The organism is Bartonella taylorii (genome assembly GCF_023920105.1).
GTDB lineage: Bacteria > Pseudomonadota > Alphaproteobacteria > Rhizobiales > Rhizobiaceae > Bartonella > Bartonella taylorii.
Genome location: NZ_CP083693.1, coordinates 1,892,947 through 1,918,465, shown reverse-complemented (window position 1 = coordinate 1,918,465; position 25,519 = coordinate 1,892,947). Strand labels below are relative to the sequence as shown.

The window sequence follows — 25,519 nt, the reverse complement described above, 5'->3', positions numbered from 1 at the left end:
GCTCAGTTATAGAAAGAATAGTTTAATCAACTTACCAAAAAGACGAAGCAAGCGCACTCAAAAAAGAAAGCAAGTGTCATTTCGTTGTATAAAGCAGAAGGTTTGCCGCATGAAAGCGAATATTCATCCCAACTATCATAGGATTACCGTTGTTATGACGGATGGCACCCAATATACGACTCGCTCAACTTGGGGAAAAGAAGGGGATACCCTTAATCTGGACATTGATCCAAGAACCCATCCAGCATGGACAGGAGGGTCTCAAACACTCGTAGATCGTGGTGGTCGTGTTTCTAAATTCAAAAATCGTTTTGGTAACCTTGGCATGTAAAAGCCTAATGCTGGTTGTGAAAAATAAAAAACGGCCCATAAAGTTCCAATAAAATCGTTTGTGCCCAATAAAATTATTTGCACATTGCAAACAATGAGACTGCTTTGGGCTGCAAAAGCACGTAGCAAAGTTGCCAATAAAGTACCTCGCTTTGAAGCGGGGGTTTTTTTATGTGTTGAAAAAATGAGAGCTGATTATGCTTGAGTAAACCCTAACGATACAGAAAAAAGCCGTTCGTAAACACAAAACTTGTTATCCTTCAAGCACAACAGTGTTCGTGGTTTTTTGTCCATTGCCCCAAAGCTGCCAAATGGTTCATCCGTGCGCGATGACAAAAAGCCTTTTGTGCAACAGCAATATTTTCATGTTTTCCACCCCATGCCTTCAAAGCCGCCGCTTGCAATGCCCGTCCGTAAGAAAAGGTCAATTTCCAAGGCAATGTACCCAAAGCATTCATGGCGGATAAATGGGCAGTTGCTTCTTCATCAGATTGTCCCCCAGAGAGAAAAGCAATCCCTGGAACAGCAGCAGGAACAGTCCGTTTAAGCACCTGAACCGTCTTTTCCGCCACTTCTTCCACAGAGGCATTGCGTGCATCTTTTCCATCAATCACCATATTGGGCTTTAAAATCATACCCTCTAAAAGAACGCGCGCCTCAGACAACTCTTTAAACACCGCAGTTAAAACAGCTTGTGTCACCTCAAAGCAGCGCGCAATTGAATGCCCACGTGATGGCCCATCCATCAACACTTCTGGTTCAACAATCGGCACAATCTTTATCTCCTGACACAAAGCAGCATAACGCGCGAGAGCTTGTGCATTTTGGTTGATTGCTCCTCTGGTTGGGAGAGTGTGTGTATCAATTGCAATCACCGCACGCCATTTAGCAAAACGGGCTCCCAAAGCATAATAATCTTTCAAACGCTCTCGAAGCCCATCCAATCCTTCTGTAATCGTCTCGCAAGGAAAAGCCGCCAATGGTTTAGCACCGGTATCGACTTTAATCCCTGGCAAAGCACCCGCTTCACGAATAAGATCTGTCAACATTTTCCCAGATGATGCTTTTTGACGAATGGTTTCATCAAATAAGATGACACCAGAAATAGCACTTTCCATGGCTTCTTTTGCGCTAAAAAGCATTTCACGATAAGCACGACGATTATCTTCGCTGCATTCAACACCAATAGTTTCAAAACGCTTTCCAATCGTAGCAGTACTTTCATCTGCCGCCAAAATACCTTTACCCGTACAAACCAGAGCAAGTGCTATATCTTCAAGACGTTCATTCATAAAAAAAATCCTCTTTGTTCTGTCTTAATTTCTAAAAGTATGCAACACGACCAGCACGCCCTACACGACCTCATAACCATACGGCTTTTCTTCAAGCCTAAAACCCTTTAAACCTGCATGAGGGCGAAAATACCAGGCAAAACCTTACCTTCCATCCATTCCAAAAAAGCACCACCTGCCGTTGAAAGATACGTAAAATCATTGGCAACACCAGCGTGGTTAAGCGCAAAAACCGTATCTCCCCCTCCAGCAATTGAAACCAATTTCCCCTTTTGACTACGTTGTGCGGCATAGCGTGCAACCGCAATTGTTCCTTGATCAAAGGGAGGCATCTCAAAAACACCAAGGGGTCCATTCCACACAAGGGTAGCTGCTTCATCAATCACACCTTTAATATGCGCAATGGAGCGAGTACCAATATCTAGAATCATGCCCTCATCAGGAATATCTCCCATATCATAAAGACGATGCGGCGCATCTTTTTCAAAGCGAAATCCAACAATCGCATCCACAGGAAGTAGAAGTGCGCATTGGCATTCTTGCGCTTTTTGAATAACTTTTTTAACCGTTTCCATGAGTGCATGTTCACACAATGACTTTCCAACATGCATGCCTTGCGCCGCTAAAAAACTGTTGGCCATGCCACCACCAATCACTAAATGATCAACCTTTTCCACCAAATGATTGAGTACAAAAAGCTTACTGGAAACCTTAGCCCCGCCCACAATAGCAACCACTGGACGCATTGGATTACCAAGCCCCTTTTCTAGCGCCTGCAATTCAGCCTGCAGAGAGCGCCCTGCATAAGAAGGCAACAAATGTGTTATTCCCTCCACCGAAGCATGGGCACGATGAGAAACTGAAAAAGCATCATTGACATAGAGATCACCATTATGCGCCAAAGCCTCAGCAAAAGAACAATCATTTTTTTCTTCACCTAAATGAAAACGAACATTTTCAAGCAATAAAACACCACCATTTTGCAACGCCTCAATCGCCATCTGCGCTGCTGCTCCAATACAATCTGAGGCAAAAGCTACCGGATGGTTGAGTATTTTTTCCAACGTTTGTACAACAGGGTGCAACGAAAATTCTGGCTCCACCTGCCCTTTGGGGCGACCACAATGGGAAAGAAGAATAAGCTTAGCTCCACGCTTTTGAAGCTCAACAAGGGTCTCTTTATGTCGTTTGAGACGCGTTTCATCGCATACTTTGCCTTGCGCCATTGGAACATTAAAATCCACCCGCACAAGAACACGTTTCCCAGCAACATCAACATCATCAAGTGTACGAAAACCCATCACTGCTCCCTCTTCACTTTCTGTTGTTTCAAACAAAAACGCACCTGCTCAACTCTCCCCACACAATCTTTTCTTTGCTTTTTCGCAAAGAAACCCGTATTTGTGTTTTTTCGAACTTTATCTCGTTTAAAAACGCACTTTTAAAATTCTGCCTTTGCATGCGGCTTTAAACATCACGCATTACTATACCGAAACAAAACATAGCACGAGTTACTCAAGTAACATCTTCTCTCTAGCGCACAAAGAACAATCTTTACTCGTTTTTTTCAAAAAGAATACACCTTAATTTTCATTATAAAAATTTGACTTTTTTATAAAAAGAGAACCGAAAAGCCCTCTTTTTATATTGTTTTGGCGAAGGCCACAGCAGTATCGCTCATGCGGTTAGAAAAACCCCATTCATTATCGTACCAAACCAGAACACGACAAAATCTGCCATCGATCACCTTGGTTTGATCATTATGGAAAATAGCTGAATGTGGATTATGATTAAAATCACAACTCACAAGCTTTTCCTCCGTATAATCCAAAATACCTGCAAGTGCACCGCGTGCAGCAGAACAAATGGCAGTGTTTATTTCTTCAACTGTTGTGGAACGCTTAGCGGTAAATGTCAAATCAACAACGGAAACATTGGGGGTTGGAACGCGAATTGATACACCATCGAGCAACCCTTTTAATTCTGGCAATACCAACCCTACAGCCTTCGCCGCACCTGTTGACGTAGGAATCATAGAAAGAGCGGCCGCACGTGCACGATAAAGATCACGATGCATTGTATCCAACACAGGTTGATCACCCGTATAAGAATGGATTGTTGTCATAAATCCCTTTTCAATTCCAACCGTGTTGTGCAAAACTTGCGCAACAGGCGCCAAGCAATTGGTTGTGCAAGAAGCATTAGAAACAACCCTATGCTCTTTGCTCAAAGACTGGTGATTCACCCCATAAACCACTGTAAGATCTGCGCCTTCTGACGGCGCAGAAACAAGAACGCGCTTTGCCCCCGCATCCAAATGCGCACTTGCTTTATCTCGCGTAGTAAAAATGCCCGTACATTCTAGAGCAATATCGATATCCAAAGCCTTCCAAGGCAATTGTGCTGGATCACGCTCTGCGTATACCTTTATCAAACCACACCCGACATCAATGGAATCACCCACAACCTTGACGGGTCCAGGAAAACGCCCGTGGACTGAATCATAGCGCAACAAATGGGCATTAGTTTCCACTGCTCCCAAATCATTAACAGCCACAACTTCAATATCGTGTCGTCCACTTTCCACAATGGCACGCAAAATATTGCGTCCGATACGCCCAAACCCATTAATTGCAACGCGAACAGTCATTTCACATTTTCCTTATCAATTTTTATAGCGCAACAAATGGGCATTGGTCTCCACCAACCCCAAATTATCAACGACAACAGCCTTCAATCTCTTTATCAGCCATTTGTCCACCATAGCGTATAATATTTTACGCCCGACACAATAAAATCCATTAATTGCAACGCGAACAGTCATTTTGCATTTTCTTTATGGATCTTTCCAAGCTCTTTTTCAACGGCAGCCACCACATTCTCACAAGTGATACCGAAATGCGTATAAAGCGCATCAATCGTCCCGCTTGCACCAAACCCATCCATACCAATAAACACACCATCACTGCCAATAAAACGGTCCCACCCTTGCCGAACAGCAGCTTCAATAGCAACTTTAATTGGAGCATCCCCAATGAGGGCACGCTGATAGGAGAGAGATTGCTGCGCAAAGAGTTCAAAACAAGGCACAGAAACCACCCGCGTTGGAATACCTTTTTCCTCTAAAACAGCATGCACCTTCACCGCAATTTGCAATTCTGAACCGGAAGCAAACAGAGTCACCTGCGCATCATCACTAGCTGTTAGTAATTCATAAGCGCCAAGCATACAAAGATTTTCTTCTTCATACTCTTGCCGCAAAAGTGGTAAATTTTGTCGGCTCAAAGCCAAAGTAGAAGGTGTCTTTCGTGCTTTCAAAGCCAATTGCCAACACTCAACTGTCTCCATAGCATCAGCAGGGCGAAAAACCAGATGATTGGGCATTGCGCGCAAGGAAGCCAAATGCTCCACGGGCTGATGTGTAGGACCATCTTCACCAAGACCAATGGAATCATGGGTCATGACATAAATCACCCGCAAACCCATGAGAGAGGAAAGACGCATAGCAGGACGCATATAGTCAGAAAAGCATAAAAAGGTTCCCCCATAAGGAATAAAGCCTCCATAAAGGGCAAGACCATTCATCACAGCTCCCATAACATGTTCGCGAATTCCATAATGCAGATAGCGCCCTGAAAAATCTTCAGCAGAAATACTTTTCATCTGGCTGCTTTTGGTATTATTGGACCCAGTCAAATCAGCAGAACCACCAATGGTTTCACTAACGACTTCATTGATAACTTCAAGAGCCATTTCTGAAGCTTTACGCGTAGCAACAAAAGGACGCTCTTCACTGAGGCGCTGTTTATAATCATCAATAGCGCCATCAAATCCACCTAGGAGATCACCCCGCATCAACCTTTCAAACTCCACCCGCTCTGACACAGGAAGATCAGCTAATTTTTCTTCCCATTTCTGCCTTTTTTTAGCAGCATTGAGGCCGGCCAAACGCCAATCATCAAGAATATCAGCTGGAATAACGAAAGGCTCAACATCCCACCCCAAAGCGATACGGGTTTCAGCAATTTCTCGTGCTCCTAAAGGAGCTCCATGGACTTTATTGCTTCCCGCTTTATTTGGTGCTCCAAAGCCTATAGTTGTTTTGCAAGCAATCAAAGTTGGTTTATCACAATTTCGAGCAGCCTCAATGGCACGTGCCAGTGCTGCTTGATCATGCCCATTGACTTTATGTGCCTCCCAACCAGACGCTTTAAAACGCGCTATCTGATCTGTACTGTCAGCAAGAGAAATCTCTCCATCAATGGAAATATTATTATCATCCCACAACACAATAAGTTTATTAAGTTTTAAATGTCCAGCAAGAGAAAGTGCTTCTTGGGAAATCCCTTCCATAAGACACCCATCCCCCACCAATGCGTAAGTGTAATGATTGATGAGATCACCAAAACGCGCATTCTGCAAGCGCTCACCAAGCGCCATCCCTACAGCATTAGCCAATCCCTGTCCAAGGGGGCCAGTGGTTGTTTCGATTCCTGCAACATGCCCATATTCTGGATGCCCAGCAAGCTTTGACCCTAATTGGCGAAAATTTTTGAGATCCTCAAGGGAGATATCCTCATAACCAGACAGATACAGTAAGGCATAAAGCAACATAGACCCATGTCCAGCCGACAGCACAAAACGATCACGGTTGGGCCAATGAGGATTTTTAGGATCATGTGCAAGAAACTTTGTATAAAGAACGGTAGCAATATCGGCTGCCCCCATTGGCAAACCAGGATGACCAGAATTTGCTTTTTCAATCGCGTCAATAGCAAGAAAACGGATAGCATTGGCCATCTGATTTTGTTGTTCAGTATTTGTCATGAATGATAGACCATTTCGTTAACCACTTTATTTGATTGCTTCTTCCATATTCTCTTAAATTTTTGAGAAATACTGTTTTTAATCCTCAGCGTGAGACTTTTTGTCATCACTTAAGATAACATGAATAACATTCCCCTCACACATCCTTTATACACAGTACATTTATGCCAATACTCTCAAAAAATCCAGCTTTTAATTAACATGTATCCCCTGCTTTGCTTGCTAAAATGTCCTACATACTTAAAAATAAAATTCACGCAAGAAAAGAAAATGAGTGATTCGTTTTTGCATAAAGGACTGATAAAGGATACAATCACCCAAAGGATAAGAGCATCATGAGCCAAGAAACTACGGTTCTGCCACAAGCTTTAGAGCAACTGGAAAAAGCATTAAGAACCTTAGAATTCACCATTATAAACCGCAATGCCGTTATTGATAAAAACAACGAATGGGAAGAAGAAATTCAACGAATGAACGCTGATCGTAGCCATCTTGCCCAAGCGCTTGACAAAGCTGAAGCCCAAGTCGAGCGACTAGAAGCAGTAAATAAAGAAGTTTCCAAACGTTTAATTAAAGCGATGGAAACGATTCGTGTCGTAATTGATAGATAAAGGTTTAAAGACATGGAAACCGTTTCGGTCACAATTGATGGTAAAAATTATCGCATGGCTTGCAATAAAGGACAAGAAAGCCATCTTATTGAACTTGCAGCTCGGTTGGATCAATATATCGCACATTTGAAGAAAAGTTTTGGTGAAATTGGTGACCATCGTTTATCCGTTATGGCAGGCATTATGATTATCGATGAAATGGAAGAAATAAAACGAGAAAATAAAAAACTACAAGAAGATTACGAGACTCTTTTACGTCTCCATAATGAAAGGGATCGTACCATGGGAAAAATTGTAAGAAACACAACGGAGCGAATTGAAAAGCTCACCAATCAATTGCTCAAAGATGAACAAAACAATATCGATTTTCAAAAACAAGACGACTTATGAACGCGCATCAGTGTTCTTACCAACCAACGAAATAACGCTCAAAGACCAGCATGGTTATCCCAGCATGATTGTACCAATATAATTATCATGGTGAAAAAATCGTGCAAATTGCAAAAGCAGTAGATACACAAACTGCTCTCTCAAGAAAGAGCAAAACAGAACAAGTAAATGTTGCTGCTAAATGCCTTTCGTTCCATCTTGAGAAACAGAAGCGATACGCAATAAGTTAGTAGCACCGGGTGTACCAAGGGGAACACCTGCTGTCACAAGGAAGCGATCTCCTGCCTGGCAAAAGCCTTCTTGAAAAGCAATCGCCGCCGCCCGATCAACCATATCCTCTAAATCACATGCATCTTCAGTGACGACGCAATGCAGCCCCCAAACCAAAGCCAATCGCCGCGCAGTTTCCACGATAGGAGATAAAGCAATAATAGGCCTGTTCGGGCGCTCACGTGATGCACGCACACCCGTGGTCCCTGAAGCGGTATAAGCAATGATGGCTGCTAATGCAAGTGTTTCAGCAATCTGGCGTGCCGCAAGAGAAATCGCATCTGTACCTGTTGTCTCTGGAGCAGGATGCTGTGCCCCAACCTGAGCTGCATAAGTGTGATCTTGTTCAATTTGCCGAGCAATCCGATCCATCATAAGAACAGCCTCTTCAGGATAAAGACCAGACGCAGATTCAGCAGACAACATCACAGCATCGCTTCCGGCATAAACAGCTGTAGCGACATCAGAGACTTCCGCACGTGTTGGAACAGAGGATGTAATCATTGATTCGAGCATTTGTGTAGCCACCACAACAGGCTTTCCAGCTAAACGACAAGCCTTTATTAGCTCCATTTGAATGGCAGGCACTTTTTCCAACGGCATTTCCACCCCTAGATCTCCCCGTGCAATCATAACACCATCGGAAATCTCAATAATTTTTTCTATATGTTCCAAAGCTTGCGGTTTTTCGATCTTAGCCATCAAAGCCACTTTGCTTTTCGTTAACCGGCGCACCTCTAGTATATCTTCGGGACGTTGAATAAAAGAAAGTGCAACCCAATCAACCGGTTGTTCTAAAAGAGCTTGAAGATCAGCCTTATCCTTTGATGTCATCGAACCAAAAGGCAAAACTGTATCAGGAAGACTCACGCCTTTTCGATCAGAAATATGCGTTCCAGCAATCACACGACACTGAACAGAATGTCCATCACAAACTTGCACATACAATTCCAACTTTCCATCATCAATCAACAGCCGATCCCCCGGTTTAACAGCCGTAAGAACATCTGCGTGCGGAAAAAAAACACGTTGTGCATCACCAAGCACATCATGATTATCTAAAGTAAAGTTCTGCCCAACACGCAAATCCTCTTGACCTTTAGCAAAACAGCCAATCCGCAATTTCGGCCCCTGTAGATCCACTAAAATGCCGATTGGTCGTTGCGTATTTTTTTCAACCTGCCGTATGCGCTTTACCAAATCACACATTGTTTTACGGTCCGTGTGACTCATATTCAGGCGAAAAACATCCGCTCCAGCCATAAAAAGCTTTTCAATCATCTCAATGGAAAAAGAAGAAGGGCCAAGAGTAGCAATAATTTTTACCTTACGTGCACGCTTCATGGTGAAGAATCTCCTGAAAGACGAGAAGAATGTACAACCGAATCACCAAACAAAGACTCATCAGTCAAATGCACCATCCAACTTATTTGATTGCCTGTATCAATTTCTTTAAACTCAGCCTTTTGATAACCTCGTGGGAAACAATCATGAACCCCTTGAATGGTAAACTGACTATCTTGCACACACATAGTTACAGAACCTGGCCAGTTCCCTTTTTTCTGTGCACCCTCGGCATAAAAATAATAAAACCGCGAAGCAAGAGGACCATCGATTAAGGTTTTACACTCTGTTACGGGCACCATCCACCACCCTTCGCTTACCCACCCTGAAAGCGTACGATAGCCAAGGGCGACACCAACAGCCTGTTGGGTCATATTACAAACTCTAAAATCAGCTTTTGCAAGACTAACAGGCAGAAAAAAGAGCAGAACACTCAAGAGAAAAATTTTCAGTCTTTTCTGCAATACGCATTGCTGCTTTCTGGTCTGTTTTTTACCAACCATAAAACTCCCTTTATGACACAAGTCCTTAAAACGAAACATACATCCCTTCTCTTCTTTTTTTCCAAGAACTTTTCAAATGTACACAGAGATATTTTTATTCTTTTCTTGTTCTTCTTACCCTTTTGTCAATGTACATTTTCAAACTTTTACAAAATATTTAAAGACAATTTGTAAAAAAAGTGTACAGCTTGATTCACTTTCTGTTTTTCAGGCTTTTCCAACACAAATTTATCGTTGATAAAAAATAGTTTAACATAGACAATCCGGAGAAACATGCAATGAACACAGTAACTGATCAAACACACGCTATATCCGTAAACCAATTACGTGCTTTTATTGAACGTATAGAACGTCTAGAAGAAGAAAAAAAAACCATTTCTGAAGATATTAAAGAAGTTTATGCCGAACTGAAAGGATCTGGTTTTGATAGTAAAGCTGTTCGGAGCATTATACGGTTGCGTAAAAAAGAAGAGCATGAACGCATGGAAGAAGAAGCAGTGATCCAACTTTATAAAAACGCGCTTGGGATGAGTTAGCACAGGCGCGTGTCTTTTTTATCTTTTTACATAAAAATTCAAGTTCCAACATGTATCATCTTTTGCACACAAGAACTTCTCTTCCAGCGCTGTCAACAGACACTCAAAACGCGCTTTATCGCAGCAATCCAGCGCTGGCTCCGAGAACCTTTGTTGAGTTTTTTCATTTCATTCTGCAAAGCAGCAATTTGTTCAAGAAATTTTCCAACATAACAACCCTGCCTGTGAAATAATTTGCAAAGCGCTGTTCTTTCCCCCAAAAGCTGATAAACGAGCGAAAGAAGAGAATGTAAAAAATGAATAATCCCCATAAATTTTTACCAGAAGTTTTCGCAGTTCATGCAACTTGCGACAAGAATATCAGCAATATGTAGCACAATTTAGAAATAAATCCCTAAAACGGCATAGAAGATCACATACGTTCTCTTACACTCAGAAGAGTTCTTACATTTCAATCGGTCGCCAAAACGCGAAATGAGGAAATAAGGGAGGGGGAAACGGGGTTAGAACAAAAGCATTGTGCTATACTATATTGTATTTTGCACAAATCGAATGGCAAGAGCTGATACAAAAACCAGCATGGGACGCAAAAAATTGCACGAGAAATATGCGGGGTCATACACTTTTATGAGGAGAAGACTATGGAAATCAAAACAAAACGAACAATTTCCAGATTGATCAGTTTAGAAGATGCGGGTGAATTGTCTTCCTATTACCTTCGCAATGCGAACTATTTACGTCCCTTTGAACCAGTAAAATCTGATGATTACAACACTCTAACAGCTTGGAAAATACGAGCAAATGCGTTCGCTTGTAAGAGCATTCAAGAACGAGCATACCGATATGCTATACGATTAAAAAATGAAAACACAATCATCGCCGTCGTTAACTTTACAAATGTGGTTCGTGGTGTTTTTCAAGCCTGTCATCTTGGTTTTTCTCTTGATGAACAACAACAAGGTAAAGGCCTCATGTTCGAGATTTTATCTACCCTAATCGTTCATGTCTTTCGTGTCTATAGCTTGCATAGAATTATGGCAAACTATATGCCCGAGAATATTAAAAGTGGAATTTTGTTAGAGCACCTTTGTTTTGAGAAAGAAGGCTGCGCCAGAGATTATCTGATGATTGCCGGAAAATGGAGAGATCACATTCTAACCTCTCGGATTAATGATTCTTACGTTTGCGTCAAGTAGTCGGGATAAGGTATTTTTACAAAATATTAAAATAAGATAATATTCAGGCCTCACGAGATCCCGAAAACTTTTCTTTTTCTACGTCTTCGCGCAAAAGTTCAAGTTCCAACCATTCTTCTTCCTTTTGCATACAAAGCATTTGTTTTTCTTGAAGCATTGTAGAGAGACGCTCAAAACGAGCTTTATCACAGCTATAGAGCGCTGGATCAGAAAGTTCTTGTTCAATTTTTTTTATTTCATCCTGCAAAGAAGCAATTTGTTCAGGCAATTTTTCCAGTGCATAAACTTGCTTATAAGACAATTTGCGAGATACCGCTTTTTCCCTCGATGTTCCCTGTTTTGAGTGATTTTGCACATAAGGCTTTGATAACTCTTTACGCGCTAACACAGCTTGCTTGCTCTGCGCCATCATATCACTATAACCACCAGCGTATAAAATCCAGCGGCCATCGCCTTGGGGCGCCAACACATGCGTTACAGTTCGATCTAAAAAATCTCTGTCATGGCTGATCAACAATACTGTCCCCGCAAAATCAGCAATAAACTCTTGTAACAAATCCAATGTTTCCATATCCAAATCATTGGTCGGTTCATCGAGAATCAAAAAATTTGCTGGACGCGAAAGCAGCCTTGCAAGCATGAGTCGCGCTCTTTCTCCACCTGAAAATTCTTTGAGGGGGGTGCGCGCTTGTTCGGGTAAAAATAAAAAGTCTTTCATATAAGAAACAACATGCCGCTCTTGCCCATTGATCACAAGAGTATCACCCCTCCCTCCTGTGAGATAATGCGCTAAAGTTTCTTCTCCATTTAAAGTACGCTGTTGATCAAGCAACGCCATGGAAAGGTTATATCCATGCTTCACCGTCCCACTATCGGCCGCTTCTTTGCCGATCAGAATGGAAAGTAATGTTGTTTTTCCAATACCATTGGGACCCACCAAACCAATTCGATCACCACGTTGAATCCGCAAAGAGAAATCTTTTACAACAACGTGATCACCATAAGATTTTGAAATTCGTTTTGCTTCAAGCACCAATTGACCGGAATTATGGCTTTTAGCAGCTGTCAAAAGTGCATTTCCCGGTTGCCCTTTATAGGTTTGATGCTGCTGTCTCAATTCTTTTAACGCCCCCAAACGGCGCACATTACGTTTACGCCGCGCTGTTACCCCATAGCGCAACCATTGTTCTTCACGTGCAATCTGTCGCCCCAATTTATGTTGTTCTAAAGCTTCCTCTTCAAGAGCCTTATCACGCCAATTCTCAAACTCCGAAAAACGCTTCTCCAACCTCTTTGTGGTTCCTCGATCAAGCCACACCGTTGAACGCGTAACATTTTCTAAAAATCGCCGATCATGCGAAATCACCACAATGGCGGAACGCAAAGAACACAAAACACCCTCAAGCCATTCAATAGTTGGTAAATCAAGATGATTGGTTGGTTCATCCAACAAAAGAATATCTGGTTTCGCTGCAATAGCCTGCAACAATGAAACACGGCGCTTTTCCCCACCAGAAAGCGTTTCCAACCTCTCAGTTCCTGAAAAACCAAGATTTGCCAGAAGTGTGTTTATCCATTGCACATCAGGCGCATCATCCAGACCAGCTTCCACAAAGGCGCGAATATTTTCAAAGCCTGAACAATCAGGATTTTGTGAAACATAACAAACAGTGACCCGAGGATGGCGAAAAATTTCCCCACCACTTGGCTCACTCATCCCAGCCGCAATTTTTAGCAGCGTAGACTTTCCACAACCATTACGGCCCACCAATGCAATACGCGCCCCTTGCTCAACCGACAAGCAAGCTTGGTTGAGCAAAGGAGCTGATCCAAAAGTTAGGAAAATGCGGTCAAGCCGCAGCAGCGGCAACGCCATTAACGAACGCGTTTATGACAAGGTGCATGATACATGACACCTCTTCCATCACGGTAAGTGCACAATTTTGGTGTATGCGGCGCGCGTACTTTGTGAGCACAAGGTGCTTGATAAACCTGTCCTCTATGGGTACGATATGTGCACATTGGTGTCTGCGGAACAACAATCTGTCTTTGCTGTCTTTGTTGATTTACAGCGGCTCCTGTCACTGTTCCTGCAATCGCACCAAATGCTGCACCCGTAAGCGCTGCCCCAGGCGTGCTTCCAGCAATTGCTGTTCCAGCTAAAGCGCCTATTGCTGCTCCGCCTACACCGTAACGCGCAACACGTTGATCATTAACAGAACAAGCCACCGTACTTAAACCCATGGCTGAAACAACTGCCACTTTTAAAATTGACTTTAACATATAAAAAACTCTCCTTCTCGAGATTAATACATAAATATATTATTCATGCCGGCACTTAATCACCATGTCCCCCTCTGCCTTATTCAAATACACCGGAAGAGCTTTATGGAATAGGTACAGACGCCAATAATATAGCTTTTCCAGAACCTAATTGGCAAGAAAAGGTTCCACAAATACGGTTAGAAACTGTCAAAGAAGACCCAAATGATACATTTTTATCACAAAGCGGCCATTTGACACCTGAGAGAGTTAATCCTTGTAAATCAGAAAAACCGATAATACTAAACAAACAACCCTCAGGTAAATCACATGAAAAAGACTTTGGCAAAACCGGCCAACCTTCTTCAAGACCGCTCGTCAATAACACTGCAATGCCCTTTTCGGCCATCACCAATGCTTGCGTCATATGAGAAAGACTATGATCACTTCTTTCACCACCAAAAGCACCACACAAAATAAGCTGTTTGGCACCATTTTGCAGAGCTCTTTCACATGCCAGAGCACTATCGGTCATATCTTTATCAGAAGGAAAAAGCTCACGTGGAATATGACGATATTTGTCTATGAGAGACTGATCAGATGAATCGAAATCTCCCAACCACAACTCAGGAATCACATTCAGCGCTGCTGCATGACGCATTCCACCATCGGCAGCAATCACTCGACTGTTGCGAATTTGGCGATGCAAACGATCAGTGACACAAACATTTCCATTTAACAATACTGTAAATGTTGTCATGCCATACTCCGCCTTTCGTAAGATTTCCTTTTATAGCATTTCTTATAAAAATAGACGTTTTTTATAGATAATAACCGTGATAAAATCAAAAGAATCCTTATCCTAAAAGCTTCTTTCCAAAAAGCTCCGTTATTGTAAAAAACACATACTTAAAGATACAAATGAAATTTGCCAAAATACAATCAGAAAACCCGGTGCACCTAGAAAACACAGTACACAACGATCAAAAGTGCCCAATTTTTCAACGAAATTTTCTTTTTCGCAATAGACTGTATAAAGTAACTCTCATAAGCTTAATGCTTCTCCTTTCTGCTTGTCATACGCGCTTCTCCTCCAATAATATGCTTTCTTCTTCAGATTCTAAACGTACCAGCAAAAACAATATCTATGTCACATTAAGCGCACTACAACACCTCCGTATTTTACAAATATATGGCGGTGCATACTATGATGCAAAACTTGAACGCCTCTTAGCAAATATTGTGCGTAAACTCACTGTTGTATCACAAACCCACCAAAGCTATTCTGTAACAATTTTAGACTCCGAGAGTATCAACGCCTTTGCCCTCCCAAGTGGCTACATCTACATAACGCGCGGTATGCTAGCATTGGCCAATGATTCTTCAGAAGTTGCAGCAATTTTAGCCCATGAAATAGCCCATATTACTGCCAATCACGGCATTTTGCGCCTGAAAAAAGAAGCCGAATTGAAGATGACAAATCATATGTCACCACACCTGCTTTCTTATAAAGGAAGAAAACTTCACAACTCCATTAACAACAAACAACAACTCGCACAATTTTCACGCAATCAGGAACTGGAAGCCGATTCAATTGCACTCGAAATGCTCAAACGAGCAGGATATGATCCATTTGCATCGCCGCGTTTTTTACAATCACTAGAAGCCTATAATGTCTTTCGCAATAGCTCTGGAACCTCAAATACTTCCTTAGACTTTTTAGCAACACATCCAACCACTCCGCAACGGATTCGCCGTGCGATAGAAAAGGCACGGAAAATAAGTATAGCGAACATAAAAAACACTGATCGCGATTCTTTTCTCAAAAGCATTGATGGCATGATTTTTGGTGGTAACTCTCATACAGGTTTTGTACGAGAAAACCAATTTATCCACCCACAATTGCGTATAACTTTTTCCGTTCCACACAATTTCACAATAGAGACTTCAGGGCACACTGTTTGGGCCAGCGGGATGGGTAAAACTGCTATTCGTTTTGATGCACTACCGCATCCTAATGAAATCTCTGCGAGCGATTATTTAAAAAGTGGCTGGATTGTAGGACTTGATGAATCCTCTATCCGCCCAACAACAATCCAAGGTCTTCCTGGAGCGCACGCCCATGCGGCCAATAAGCAATGGCAATTTGATGTAGTTGTCATTTTATTCAACAAGCACCTCTTTCGTTTCCTTACCGCGTTCCCACATGATTCTCAAAATTTTAAAGCGGTTGCCGAAAGAACCGTACAAAGTTTTCATCCCCTTACATCATCACAGTTAAAAAAGCTAAAACCCTTGAGAATCCGTGTTGTGCCCGTTAAAGAAGGAGACAGCATTGCAAACCTTGCTAATAAAATGCAAAACACAAAACATAAAGAAAAACTTTTTTGCATTCTCAACGCATTCTCCCCAACTCAAACTTTACGCGTAGGTACAAACGTTAAAATTGTCACAGAATAATCCCCCATACTTTTCTCCCCTTTATGTTTCTCTCCTATTCCCTTTGCTTTACCTTCTGAGACATTTCCCCCGCGCCGATCTGGTCAATCTTTGAACCCCGCTTCCCGATAGCTCACCTCTCATTGCACAACCTCACTTCAGATTGTCTGCTCGAGAAATCTTCAATGCTTATATCTCATAAGCATCCGCTGAATGAACGGTAAGGAGAGCAGAACGTAGCTTTTGCAAAGCGCGTGCTTCAATTTGACGCACCCGCTCTTTCGAAATTCCCAACTTTTCACCCAAAACTTCTAAAGTAGCTCCCTCTTCATTCAAACGACGAAAACGAATAATTTCAAGTTCCCGTTCATTAAGAATTTGCAACGCATCATAAAGCCATTGTGTACGCCGTTGTCCGTCAATCACTTGCTCAATTAAAGCATCAGGAAGAGGGCTATCATCCACGAGAGCATCCATTTTAGCAATGGAATTCTCACTATTCTCAGAAACAGAAACGCTCAAAGAATTATCGGAACTAGAAAAACGAAAATCCATCGTTTCAACATCACGAACTGAAACGCCGAGTTTTTCAGCAATCGTGCGAAAAATATCTTGTTTTGTCAAAGCACTATCATCTTGTACCAATTTCGCCCGTAAACGTCGTAAGTTAAAGAAAAGCGCTTTTTGCGAAGAACTGGTTCCCCCTCGAACAATAGACCAATTTCGTAAAATATAATCTTGAATAGAAGCACGTATCCACCATGTTGCATAAGTCGAAAAACGCACCTCCCGATCAGGCTCAAAACGCGCAGCAGCTTCTAGCAACCCCACATAACCTTCTTGTACCAGATCCCCCAACGGCATTTTAAAACGTTTAAAACGGTTAGCAATCGCAATCACCAAACGCATATGTGCCGCTGCAATTTGATGCATAGCGTCATCATCGCGTTTATCTTTCCATCGCAGAGCCAAATCATGCTCTTTTTGTCGTTCAAGATAAGGCGCTTGCATAGCAGAACGCATCATATTACGTCCCAAGCTTTTATCTGCGTCGCTATAATTTTTACTGTTTTTGTAAACAGCATTTGAAAGATTACCCATAATAACCCCTTGCGATTAAAATTATCAAAATTGATTTGGCAACGACATCATCATTCTTTCTCAAAAAAAAGAACGTAAAAGTTGTAATTTTTATACCACTACTTTAGCGTGTAAATTTATAATCGCAATTGTTTTTTTATTATTATTGTAAAACTTATTGTCAGAAGACACAGATTCATGAGCGAAACGGCGATATAATATACGCCTCTCACCAGCAAGAAATGTGCGAGAAAGCTTTGTCCTCACCTGTTGATGACAAAACAAAAAAACAAACAAGCCCGCAAAAATAAATGTTGTTTTGTTTAATTATCGACGTACTTACCTTTTGCGCAAAGAATTTATTTTACACTTCCAACTTCACAACGCAATTAATGCGTGTAATAAACATGTATAACACGTCAAAAATGAATAAAAAGAAAAATACCTAAACCTAAAGGGAAAAAGAAGCATCAAAAAACAACAAGAATGATTGAAGAAAATATAACAAACGTGTTAAAGGAGCAGCATAATGATAGAATTTTCAAGAATAAGCTTTTACCAGTGTAGCACTGAGAAAGAAAATGATCATGGATAGCAAGATTGTTCAACAGAATGAGATTCTTCAAGATGATATTCTTATTGAAAAACACGGAAGTGGCAAATTTGAAGGTTTTCGTTTTTATGCCAATAAGAACAATACTGCTCAAGCAACTAACACGCAAAACTTAGCAGATGTAGAAAATGAGAATTTGATTCTTGCCTTTACTAAACGTGCAATGCGCTTTTGTGCTTGTGCCAATGGAGATTTTACACTCAGTTCTGATGGAATCGTGCGTTGGATTGGTCAACCGGTAGGACAACTTGTTGCAACGGAGAATCTTTTAAAACCCAAACTCATTATTTTAGCAGATGCGCAATTAACGGGGGAAGCTCGCGATAATGTAATGAAACGCCTAGAGCGTTTTGTAAATTTTCATTTTGAAACGGCTTTAAAACCCCTGTTTGATTTGCAAAATGCTGATAGCTTGACGGATTCAACAAGCAGCCTTGCCGCACAACTTGTCCACTCTTTAGGAATCTTGCCCCGTCGAGAAGTTGCTGAAATCGTCAAAGGTCTGGACCAAGAATCACGAGCAGTGCTCCGAAGGCTAGGTGTGCGTTTTGGTGCTTTTCATATCTATGTTATAGGAATGCTTAAACCAGCCCCTGTCCAAGCCATTACTCTGCTATGGAACCTTCAAAATGAAGGCCATGACCAAACTGGTTTGGGTGAAATTTTTGCGGCTTTGTCTGCAGGACGGACTTCTCTCGTTGTTGATCCTACATACAACCGCCAATTTTATCAATTAGCCGGTTATCGAATCTTAGGGCAACGTGCTGTACGCGTTGATATTTTAGAACGCCTTGCAAACCTTATCCGCCCCGCACTTCACTGGAAACAAGGGAGTGAACAAAAACCCGAAGGCGCCTATGATGGCAAAAGTTTTTTTGTCACATCCACAATGATGTCTATTCTTGGAGCCAATGGAACCGATATGGAAGAAATTCTTAAAGGACTCGGTTATCAAGCGCATGCCGTGAGTAGCACTGTTTTTGAACAAAATCTCCTCGCATACGAAGCCTCTTCCCATGCATGTACGACAGCACAAGATGTTCCTGCGGCAGAATGTGTTGGTGATCAATGGCAAACAATGAAAGCCTCACAAACAACACAAGAAGAAAACAGTGTCTTAACCACTTGTGTTGAAACACAACCCAATATCGTAGCCAACATAGATTGTTTACCAGCAGCTGAACCTGTTGGCGACTTTGCCAAGCAAAAACATATCACAGTAGAAGATAAAGTTATTTTACTATGGCGTTATCATTATCATTCTCACAACCACGCGCACAAAAACCGTGATAAATCTGGACACAGATGGCAAAACAAACCGAAAAAAGCTTTTAAGAAAGGGGCAAACGCGAATGAAAACACCCCGCAAGAAGCACCAGCGCATACCAAACACTCTTATAAATCGGGAAAATCTCACAGCAAACGTGTAAATAATAAACCACCTCGGAAAGAAACGCGTCCTAACCCTGATTCACCTTTTGCAAAATTAGCTGCACTACGCGATCAACTCACAAATAATAAAAGCACACATACACTTTCTTCCAAAGATCACTAAAATAACAAATGGAGTTTGATCTTGGCATATGTAGTAACCGACAACTGCATTCATTGCAAATATACTGATTGCGTTGAAGTTTGCCCTGTTGATTGTTTTTATGAAGGTGAAAACATGCTTGTCATTCATCCCGATGAATGTATCGATTGTGGTGTCTGCGAGCCAGAATGTCCAGCAGAGGCTATTAAGCCTGATACAGAGCCAGGACTAGAAAAATGGCTAGAGCTCAATCTTCATTACGCAACCAAATGGCCTAATTTAACCACCCGAAAAGACCCGCTTCCTCAAGCAAAAGAAATGGATGGTGTTCCAGATAAATTAGAAAAGTATTTTTCAGAAAATCCAGGAAGCGGTGAATAATAACCTACGGTCCACACAGCACTCCTAAAAAAATTGAGAACATTCTCTTGTAAAAACAAAAATTCTTAAGCGAAATGATTGATTCTTTTGAATTTTGATGTTAATACTATTTTAACATGATCATCTTTCTAAGTATTTTCTCTTTGCTTGTTGCTTGTAAAGCAAGGTGTTTTTTGTTGAATTTAAAAGTACTCAACTTTTATGCTCATTAAATTCGTATAATATACTTGGTCAAAGAACATTCAACGTTCAGGTTTATAACCTGCTTTCCGGTACATTTTTTGGTCATAAAGGGAGTAAACTAAAATATGGCATCCCAACACGGAACGTCCTCCAATGCTAAAGGATTTGCAACCTCTGAATATATCGTCTACCCTACCCATGGAGTAGGGCAAATTATAGCGATTGAAGATCAAGAAGTTGCAGGGCATAAATTAAAACTCTTTGTTATTCATTTTGCGAAAGATAAAATGGATGTCAAAGTACCGATTGCGAAAGCTATTTCTGTTGGAATGCGCAAATTATCTGCTGTTGATTCTGTTGAACGCGCATTAAAAATCTTGCACGGAAAAGCACGCGTTAAACGAACCATGTGGTCACGTCGTGCTCAAGAATATGATACTAAAATCAATTCAGGTGATCTCATTTGTATTGCCGAAGTGGTGCGTGATCTTTTTCGCTCAAATCTACAGCCCGAGCAATCTTATTCCGAACGCCAGCTCTATACCGCTGCACTAGAGAGAATGGCCCGTGAAATTGCTGTTATTAATAATCTTTCCGAAACAGAAGCCATAAATCTCATAGAGATGCATCTCTCAAACAAGCCAGAGCGCGAATTTAAATCCGAGAGAGATGAAGCTAATACAAATAGCAACACTGTATACGCTGCGTAATAAGAAGCTAAGATATTTTTTATAATAAAAACAAACCAGCATCTCGCTGGCTTGTTTTTATTCATGATCTTCATAAATAAAAGAATCTTTGACAGGAAATCCGCTAAGTTACTTCATCTCAAAATATTTTGGTGGAGTTGTCCACGATATGAATAACATTACAGAGTCATCTTATATCAAAAAATGATATTTTAATCTTCCTGTTGTAACCCTCTTTATCGAATATATCTTAGATGCACTCTGTCACTAAGCTTATTAATAGCAATCAAGGATTTTGATTCTTCACAAAGGACATAAGCCCCATAAATTGGTACGCACAACCTTCCAAATCATTCTGTCAAGATGACAAGCAAATCAACGTTCTCCACACCGATAAAAACAAGAGAATTCTTCCCTAACCTCACACAGAGCACTCTTCACACAAAGTGTATGCACAACAAATCAACCTCCTTGCCAAGATAACAAGAAAGCCGCAAAGCTACCACGCAATGAGGAAACCCTATTTCCAATACCCTTTTAACAAGAGAACCGAAAAGCACATCACCTGTACAAGCGCTCGCCTACAATAAAAATAGGCCTTAACCTAGTAAGGAAATAAAATCTCAATCTTTAGGGGGTAAAACTGAACGTCCGCGATACATCCCAGTCTTCAAATCAATGTGATGAGGGCGACGTAATTCACCAGAATTTTTATCTTCGATATAAGTTGGCGCCTTCAAGGCATCAGCCGAACGGCGCATACCTCGCTTCGAAGGAGAGGTTTTTCGTTTAGGTACAGCCATAAAGAGACACTCCAAATCCACTAAAAAAGAAGAGGCAATGTCAAAAATGACAGAGCCTTTGTCAAAAAATTAGAAAATCTGATAGTCTTATACACTGATTAAAAAGAAGAGGCAACGTCAAAAATGGTAATACTATTATCAAAAATGACAGTTTTAGACACTGATTGAAGCCTTCTCATGAGATTTTCATACAATTTTTGTTTGGCTTTAACAAAGACTTCCGCTTACAGTGGGTATAAATTTTTAATAAAAAAGCCTCTCTTGAAATTCCAGAACCCCGTTTTCAAAAATAAAGGAAGCACAAATGCATGAATTTACCACCCTTCTTGCAGAACATGCGCACACCGTTGAAAAGCGACTTGATACACTGTTAAGTGATCAAGTTCAAACTGGTGAAATTGCTCGTCCTGAAACCCTCATCAAAGCCATGCGCTACGGTGTGCTGAATGGTGGAAAACGCCTCCGTCCTTTTCTTGTTATGCAAAGTGCGGCACTTTTTGATATCCCTGCTGAACACTCTCTTGATATTGCATGTGCCTTAGAATGTGTCCACTGTTACTCACTCATCCATGATGATCTTCCCGCCATGGATAACGACACACTCCGACGCGGAAAACCCACAGTTCATAGAGCATTTGATGAAGCAACAGCAATTCTAGCAGGCAATGCTCTGCTAACATTTGCTTTTGAAATCATTGCCCATAAAGCCAGTACACTCCCCTTTGACACCAGAATAAAACTGGTCACAGCTCTTGCACAATCTGCAGGAATTGGTGGTATGGTAGGCGGACAAATGCTAGACCTTGAAGCGGAAAAAAAACCACAAGAGAGCACCAACATTATCACTCTACAACGCATGAAAACAGCCGCTCTGATAAGCTTTGCTTGCCAAGCAGGCGCAATTATCGGCAATGCATCCAAAGAATTCACAGAAAAACTTGCTGCTTTTGGAACATATCTTGGTTTAGCCTTTCAATTGACGGATGATCTCCTAGATGTCACGGCCAAAAGTGAAATCCTAGGAAAAACAGTAGGTAAAGATAAAACAGCACATAAAGCAACTTTTGTTCGTCTTTATGGCATTGAAGAAACACAAAAAAAGCGGGACGAACTCATCGCTAAAGCAGAAGTACTTTTACACCCCTTTGGCGCTAAAGCAAAACCACTTCAACAAGCTGCTCGCTTTAGTGCAACACGAAAAAATTAATCTCAGTCTGCTCCATTGTGCACCACCATCTTTACTTAATAAAAACACAAGGCAAACACTATTATTCTATTTATCAACTCTCAATGTTGCCAATAACCCTTGGCGCTTAAAAGCATTCATGAGAGATATTTATTCCTTTCTTAAACGATTTTTATACACCACCCTCCTTTGTGACGAGAAAAGATATGATTTTGATTGATTCAATATACACCAATTTAAAATGAAAAAATCCCACAATAAGCCGAGACTCCTATTCAATATGGATAGCAAATTATCACTATAAATCAAAACGTTGTCCTACTCTTAAACCACATAAAACGCTTGTGATAATGATAAGTTAATATTCGCGCTGAGACCTTTTTAGAGTTCCTTCTAAAAAAAACACTGCAAACAAGTAAATAAACAAATATATACCCAAAATGTAAACTAATGACAAAAAACCAAACATACTTACCATATACGCACTAAGATAAAAAAACACCAATAGGCTCATCCTCCCAACAGTTGACAAGAAAGATTCGTATGTGGCCCTAAGATTATCGCTAATACTATCGTGCAGGACAACTTCTACACGAAGATATGTATACTTAATGAGATAAAAAATCATACAGACTAAAATAACAGCAATTTCTTTTTTGGGCTCAAAGAAGGCAACTGTAAAAATCGTAGCAGCCGAAAGAAACAGTAGTAGAATAAAATTCACTCCCTCACTTAGTTTTGTAAAGAGAAAACTAGCCAGTAGCTGAGAGAGCAATATAAGAGAAAATGTCATACCAAGATAAAAATAAGTTACATTGATATCATAATCTTTAAATATCCACTGCCAATACTGCGAAAATATATTGAAAAAAATAAGTGAAAAATAAAAACATAGAGATATGTAAGGAACTTTAACAAAAATGGATAACATTTCTCTTGCGTCAGAAATGAAAGAATTCGCTTTTATTGTTTTTTTCTCTCCTTTTAGATCATCCAAAAAAAACAAACCAAAGATTGTTGTAATCATCATTAAAAACGCAGATATATACCATATATATTGGCTAGAATAATCGGCAAAATATGCGCCTATCAAACTAAATATAAACATGCCAATGTAATTATTTGAGAGCTGGAACCGAGCACTTTTTTAGTAGATGTAAATTTTGTTTTTGCATATTGAACAAGTAGGGCATTATAGGCACCAGCAATCAATGTAAGCGATAATGCATTAAAAGTTTCTGCCAAAAGAAAACCATAAAAGCTTGTAGAAACTCCCATGAGAAAGAGCCATGTGGCTGCAAAAGCTGCTGCTAAAATTATAGATATTTTATAACTTTTTCTATCGGCAAAATATCCAAGAGGAATATCTGTAACCATCATAATAAAAGCTTGAAATGACTTAATTATACCGATATCGATAAGAGTTAACCCTTTTTCAAGCATATAAAATACAATAAAGGCGCCTGTTAAAATCCTTATACCGTTAAATAAAAATCCAAATGCTAATATACTTTTCATTTACGCACCAATAGCGCCAATAAAGTAATGTACTAATTATTTTATATAAATATAAAAGCTCACATTTTATTACAAATATGGAAAGAGCCGCTATATGGATCTCCAGTCCTATCAATTTGATATCCGGAAAAATTAATGAATAATGTTTTTTCTATAATTTGACATTTGTCAAAATCCGTTAAATATTTCACTGCTTCAAGAGCAGCCAAAGAACCAGCAACCGCATTATATGGATCTATCAAAGTATTCATATAGTTTTGCTTAATATTTTTAACAAATTCAAACGCATTAACATCCTTCATATGATTCTGATTCACACATGCATAACATCTGGTTTTACCTGAAATAATAAGTGGCCCAATAATAGCATTTACCGTAGCCGAACCGACATATAATAACGCACCCCTCATATTGAAAGCGGCTTCGTTCATCAAATGAAAAACATCGGATCTTGGATTATCTGCTGCGGATATAACAAGATCAGCTCCTTCAAACAGACGGCATGCCTTCTCTACACTATCTATTTTTTCATCATAGAACGCATATTGAGTTGAAGGGCTAATATAGGGAGCTTTATCTCTAACAACATCAACCTTTTTTTTCCCTAAGTCATTATAATTATAGAGTATTTGCCTAGACAAATTTGATTCTTCAACAATATCAAAATCATAGCTTTTAATGTGTCCTACACCCATTGCAGATAATGTATAAAAAACATAGCTCCCGCATTCACCCAAACCAACTATAGTTATCTTAGCATCTTTCAATTTGGAGTTAGCTAAAAGAGCATTGTCAAAATTACCTGATACATGCTTAAATAAGTTAATTTGCCTATCAAATCTGTTATATTCGCTCTCACTAAGCCCAGCTTTTCTTATAGAATCCTCCTTAGAAAAGGGAGGTTCTATTATTCTATTATTCTATTATCAAGCATATATTTTGTTAAATATAAAAAATCTTCGCTTTCTGCAGTATCTAGGTTACATTTTAATATTATATCACCTATGGTATTATCTGCGTCAAAACACGCCAAAGCCTTTATAACATTCGGCGATGTACCACTCATATCAAGGGCTACAACGTTACGTATATCTGCCCCTATCAAAACCTCATCCCCTTCTTGTCTCGCTGATATAGTATACGAGTAAACATACTTGTTTTCATATAGCGAATTCATTTTCAAATCTCCCCCTAGCCAGCTGAAGATCTACATGACTCAACAAATCATGCAAATCTCTTGTGTTATCAAAATTAAAATTATCAAAACAAAATTTACGCCCATGATACTCTTCAAGATATTTTATATGGAGCCTTATAGCATTCATTTTTTCATCTATTGATAACTCGTCCAAGCTTATATGATGAAATCTACGAAAAAACGCAGCATCTCCTTGAATATGTGCTAATTCAGCAGAAGTCGTTGCTACAATAAGCTTTAAATTCTGTTCGAGCATAAAAGGTTTGAATAAATCCATAGCGCCAATACCCCCATCACTTTTGGTATGAGCAATTGAATGCCCTTCATCAATAAA

27 protein-coding genes are annotated in these 25,519 nt (G+C 40.4%); 10 read left to right on the top strand and 17 right to left on the bottom strand.

Annotated features, from left to right (window positions below; all coding sequences use genetic code 11):
* Nucleotides 1–109 precede the first annotated feature (109 nt).
* A complete protein-coding gene (gene rpmE / locus LBE40_RS08250) occupies nucleotides 110–331 on the top strand; it encodes a 50S ribosomal protein L31 (RefSeq protein WP_004856429.1) in 222 nt (73 codons plus the stop codon).
* Nucleotides 332–590: 259 nt separating this feature from the next.
* Here the strand turns inward: rpmE and LBE40_RS08245 are convergent, their stop codons facing one another.
* The 5 genes from LBE40_RS08245 to tkt form a co-directional block, all read right to left on the bottom strand.
* Nucleotides 591–1,622, bottom strand: coding sequence for a class I fructose-bisphosphate aldolase (locus tag LBE40_RS08245; RefSeq protein WP_004857751.1), 1,032 nt, complete (start codon nucleotides 1,620–1,622; stop codon nucleotides 591–593).
* A 107-nt stretch (nucleotides 1,623–1,729) separates the two neighbouring features.
* Nucleotides 1,730–2,923: a phosphoglycerate kinase gene (locus LBE40_RS08240; protein ID WP_004857754.1), complete on the bottom strand. Its 1,194-nt coding sequence runs from the start codon at nucleotides 2,921–2,923 to the stop codon at nucleotides 1,730–1,732.
* Between the two features lie 341 nt (nucleotides 2,924–3,264).
* Nucleotides 3,265–4,272, bottom strand: a complete 1,008-nt coding sequence (gap, locus tag LBE40_RS08235) for a type I glyceraldehyde-3-phosphate dehydrogenase (protein ID WP_208432974.1) — start codon at nucleotides 4,270–4,272, stop codon at nucleotides 3,265–3,267.
* Between the two features lie 15 nt (nucleotides 4,273–4,287).
* A complete protein-coding gene (locus LBE40_RS08230; RefSeq protein ID WP_004857758.1) occupies nucleotides 4,288–4,446 on the bottom strand; it encodes a hypothetical protein in 159 nt (52 codons plus the stop codon).
* Complete coding sequence (tkt, locus tag LBE40_RS08225) at nucleotides 4,443–6,449, bottom strand: transketolase (protein WP_004857759.1); 2,007 nt, start codon at nucleotides 6,447–6,449, stop codon at nucleotides 4,443–4,445. Before tkt ends, LBE40_RS08230 begins: the two co-directional genes overlap by 4 nt.
* A gap of 335 nt (nucleotides 6,450–6,784) precedes the next feature.
* Here tkt and LBE40_RS08220 point away from each other — a divergent pair, with 335 nt between their 5' ends.
* The gene (locus LBE40_RS08220) at nucleotides 6,785–7,060 is read left to right on the top strand and encodes a DUF4164 domain-containing protein (protein ID WP_004857761.1); all 276 of its coding nucleotides are present in this window, start codon (nucleotides 6,785–6,787) and stop codon (nucleotides 7,058–7,060) included.
* A 12-nt stretch (nucleotides 7,061–7,072) separates the two neighbouring features.
* A complete protein-coding gene (locus tag LBE40_RS08215; protein ID WP_252615200.1) occupies nucleotides 7,073–7,450 on the top strand; it encodes a cell division protein ZapA in 378 nt (125 codons plus the stop codon).
* A 177-nt stretch (nucleotides 7,451–7,627) separates the two neighbouring features.
* On the opposite strand, the gene pyk is transcribed toward LBE40_RS08215, so the two are convergent.
* The gene (gene pyk, locus LBE40_RS08210) at nucleotides 7,628–9,064 is read right to left on the bottom strand and encodes a pyruvate kinase (protein ID WP_004857764.1); all 1,437 of its coding nucleotides are present in this window, start codon (nucleotides 9,062–9,064) and stop codon (nucleotides 7,628–7,630) included.
* Complete coding sequence (locus LBE40_RS08205) at nucleotides 9,061–9,606, bottom strand: DUF1036 domain-containing protein (protein WP_004857766.1); 546 nt, start codon at nucleotides 9,604–9,606, stop codon at nucleotides 9,061–9,063. Before LBE40_RS08205 ends, pyk begins: the two co-directional genes overlap by 4 nt.
* A 239-nt stretch (nucleotides 9,607–9,845) precedes the next feature.
* Here LBE40_RS08205 and LBE40_RS08200 point away from each other — a divergent pair, with 239 nt between their 5' ends.
* Nucleotides 9,846–10,103 (top strand): DUF2312 domain-containing protein, encoded by a 258-nt coding sequence (locus tag LBE40_RS08200; protein WP_004857768.1) that lies wholly within the window; start codon nucleotides 9,846–9,848, stop codon nucleotides 10,101–10,103.
* Between the two features lie 641 nt (nucleotides 10,104–10,744).
* Complete coding sequence (gene rimJ, locus LBE40_RS08195; RefSeq protein WP_252615199.1) at nucleotides 10,745–11,299, top strand: ribosomal protein S5-alanine N-acetyltransferase; 555 nt, start codon at nucleotides 10,745–10,747, stop codon at nucleotides 11,297–11,299.
* A gap of 43 nt (nucleotides 11,300–11,342) precedes the next feature.
* On the opposite strand, the gene LBE40_RS08190 is transcribed toward rimJ, so the two are convergent.
* The 3 genes from LBE40_RS08190 to LBE40_RS08180 form a co-directional block, all read right to left on the bottom strand.
* On the bottom strand, nucleotides 11,343–13,175 hold the full coding sequence (locus LBE40_RS08190; RefSeq protein WP_252615198.1) for an ABC-F family ATP-binding cassette domain-containing protein: 1,833 nt from the start codon (nucleotides 13,173–13,175) through the stop codon (nucleotides 11,343–11,345).
* A complete protein-coding gene (locus tag LBE40_RS08185; protein ID WP_208432971.1) occupies nucleotides 13,175–13,582 on the bottom strand; it encodes a glycine zipper domain-containing protein in 408 nt (135 codons plus the stop codon). Before LBE40_RS08185 ends, LBE40_RS08190 begins: the two co-directional genes overlap by 1 nt.
* Before the next feature lie 103 nt (nucleotides 13,583–13,685).
* Entirely contained in the window at nucleotides 13,686–14,321 is a 636-nt protein-coding gene (locus LBE40_RS08180; RefSeq protein ID WP_208432970.1) for a thiamine diphosphokinase, read from the bottom strand.
* 161 nt (nucleotides 14,322–14,482) lie between these two features.
* Here LBE40_RS08180 and LBE40_RS08175 point away from each other — a divergent pair, with 161 nt between their 5' ends.
* On the top strand, nucleotides 14,483–16,021 hold the full coding sequence (locus tag LBE40_RS08175) for a M48 family metalloprotease (protein WP_004857779.1): 1,539 nt from the start codon (nucleotides 14,483–14,485) through the stop codon (nucleotides 16,019–16,021).
* A 168-nt stretch (nucleotides 16,022–16,189) separates the two neighbouring features.
* Here the strand turns inward: LBE40_RS08175 and LBE40_RS08170 are convergent, their stop codons facing one another.
* Nucleotides 16,190–17,101: an RNA polymerase factor sigma-32 gene (locus tag LBE40_RS08170; RefSeq protein ID WP_004857781.1), complete on the bottom strand. Its 912-nt coding sequence runs from the start codon at nucleotides 17,099–17,101 to the stop codon at nucleotides 16,190–16,192.
* A gap of 566 nt (nucleotides 17,102–17,667) precedes the next feature.
* Between LBE40_RS08170 and LBE40_RS08165 the strand changes: the two genes are divergently transcribed.
* The 3 genes from LBE40_RS08165 (at nucleotide 17,668) to LBE40_RS08155 (ending at nucleotide 20,501) form a co-directional block, all read left to right on the top strand.
* Nucleotides 17,668–19,248 carry a hypothetical protein gene (locus tag LBE40_RS08165; protein WP_040296778.1) on the top strand — a complete coding sequence of 527 codons (1,581 nt, stop codon included), beginning with the start codon at nucleotides 17,668–17,670 and terminating at the stop codon, nucleotides 19,246–19,248.
* 21 nt (nucleotides 19,249–19,269) lie between these two features.
* Nucleotides 19,270–19,608, top strand: coding sequence for a ferredoxin FdxA (gene fdxA / locus LBE40_RS08160; RefSeq protein WP_004857785.1), 339 nt, complete (start codon nucleotides 19,270–19,272; stop codon nucleotides 19,606–19,608).
* Between the two features lie 308 nt (nucleotides 19,609–19,916).
* Nucleotides 19,917–20,501, top strand: a complete 585-nt coding sequence (locus tag LBE40_RS08155) for a CarD family transcriptional regulator (protein ID WP_004857787.1) — start codon at nucleotides 19,917–19,919, stop codon at nucleotides 20,499–20,501.
* A 602-nt stretch (nucleotides 20,502–21,103) separates the two neighbouring features.
* Here LBE40_RS08155 and rpmF read toward each other — a convergent pair.
* Entirely contained in the window at nucleotides 21,104–21,283 is a 180-nt protein-coding gene (gene rpmF / locus LBE40_RS08150; protein WP_004857790.1) for a 50S ribosomal protein L32, read from the bottom strand.
* Nucleotides 21,284–21,587: 304 nt separating this feature from the next.
* On the opposite strand from rpmF, the gene LBE40_RS08145 reads away from it, so the two are divergent.
* A complete protein-coding gene (locus tag LBE40_RS08145; RefSeq protein WP_004857792.1) occupies nucleotides 21,588–22,490 on the top strand; it encodes a polyprenyl synthetase family protein in 903 nt (300 codons plus the stop codon).
* 337 nt (nucleotides 22,491–22,827) lie between these two features.
* Here LBE40_RS08145 and LBE40_RS08140 read toward each other — a convergent pair whose 3' ends face one another.
* The 5 genes from LBE40_RS08140 to LBE40_RS08120 all read right to left on the bottom strand — a co-directional run bounded on the left by LBE40_RS08140 (nucleotide 22,828) and on the right by LBE40_RS08120 (nucleotide 25,462).
* Nucleotides 22,828–23,577: a hypothetical protein gene (locus tag LBE40_RS08140; protein ID WP_338070533.1), complete on the bottom strand. Its 750-nt coding sequence runs from the start codon at nucleotides 23,575–23,577 to the stop codon at nucleotides 22,828–22,830.
* Complete coding sequence (locus LBE40_RS08135) at nucleotides 23,559–23,987, bottom strand: hypothetical protein (protein ID WP_004858402.1); 429 nt, start codon at nucleotides 23,985–23,987, stop codon at nucleotides 23,559–23,561. Before LBE40_RS08135 ends, LBE40_RS08140 begins: the two co-directional genes overlap by 19 nt.
* A 59-nt stretch (nucleotides 23,988–24,046) precedes the next feature.
* The gene (locus tag LBE40_RS08130; protein ID WP_252615196.1) at nucleotides 24,047–24,754 is read right to left on the bottom strand and encodes a HesA/MoeB/ThiF family protein; all 708 of its coding nucleotides are present in this window, start codon (nucleotides 24,752–24,754) and stop codon (nucleotides 24,047–24,049) included.
* Nucleotides 24,755–24,894: 140 nt separating this feature from the next.
* Complete coding sequence (locus tag LBE40_RS08125; protein WP_252615195.1) at nucleotides 24,895–25,164, bottom strand: hypothetical protein; 270 nt, start codon at nucleotides 25,162–25,164, stop codon at nucleotides 24,895–24,897.
* Nucleotides 25,148–25,462: a hypothetical protein gene (locus LBE40_RS08120; protein WP_252615194.1), complete on the bottom strand. Its 315-nt coding sequence runs from the start codon at nucleotides 25,460–25,462 to the stop codon at nucleotides 25,148–25,150. The genes LBE40_RS08125 and LBE40_RS08120 overlap by 17 nt, the downstream gene beginning before the upstream one ends.
* Between the last annotated feature and the right edge of the window lie 57 nt (nucleotides 25,463–25,519).